Genomic DNA, 1,119 nt, shown 5'->3' on the forward strand with positions numbered 1-1,119 from the left:
TTGAACTGAACCCCAAATGGTAGACACTTTTAAAAAAGTGACCCATTTGGGGTTTTTTCTGTCTAAAAGCCTAGGTATACTAAAAATAACTATCCTGACAGGAGTGTTTTCAATGAGTAAAATAATTTTCAATGAACACCAACGTAGAATATTAGAAGTAAATCCTAATGTGAACTCAGTTTCAGATCGTTCTATCCAATACAATCCTGAATTCAAATTATTAGCTGTCAAAGAGAATCAGAGCGGTAAAGGTCCTTCTCAAATTTTTATTGAAAATGGATTTGACTTAGAAATGATTGGTACGAAGAAAGCTAAAGAATCACTTAGTCGTTGGAGAAGAACCTATAAGCTTCACGGTGAAGAGGGATTTTTTGAAGAGCGTCGTGGAAAAGGAAGTACTGGACGTCCATCAACTAAAGGATTATCTCCTGAGAAAAAACTTGAAAAGGCTGAAGCACGAATTAAATATCTTGAAGCTGAGATCGAGTTGTTAAAAAAGCTAGAGGAACTAGAGAGGCAGGCGAAGAAGTAATACTGACATCAGGTGAGAAATATCAGGTGATTAATGAAGTGATTCGTAAGTTTCAATTAAAGAGGTTCACAGCTCACCTGTGCAGAGTGGCAAAAGTACATCGAAGCGGTTACTATGCATGGCTAGAAAAATCGGAGAGTTATGCCATCCGCGAGGAAAACGACTATCAAGATTACCTGTTACTTAAATGTGTTTATGATGCATTCAAGGGAAAAATCGGCTATCGAGGCTTCTATATGGCGCTAGAGGAATTACTGGAGACCCCTATGAATCATAAGAAGATCCTTCGTTTAATGCGTAAATTTAACCTCTTTGCCAAAATACGAAGAAAAAATCCTTATAGAAATATAGCTCAGGCCACTCAAGAACACCGAACAGTGCCAAATCTCTTGGATCGACAATTCACTCAAGATGAACCTGGCAAAGTTTTCGTCACTGACATTACTTATCTCCAAATGAAAAATGGACAGACTGCTTATCTTTCCTGTGTAAAGGATGTAGCTAGCCGTGAAATAATCGCTTATGAACTTTCGCTAAGCTTAAGTATGGGAATTGTATATCGAACCTTGAGGAAGCTTAAGGAAGCA

1 pseudogene is annotated in these 1,119 nt (G+C 37.8%); it reads left to right on the forward strand.

The features are described 5' to 3' along the window. Nucleotides 1-112 precede the first annotated feature (112 nt). Nucleotides 113-1,119, forward strand: a pseudogene (locus tag R2B72_RS18525) (IS3 family transposase); the annotation flags it as partial.

It is taken from the genome of Sporosarcina sp. YIM B06819, assembly GCF_033485175.1.
Lineage (GTDB): Bacteria > Bacillota > Bacilli > Bacillales_A > Planococcaceae > Sporosarcina.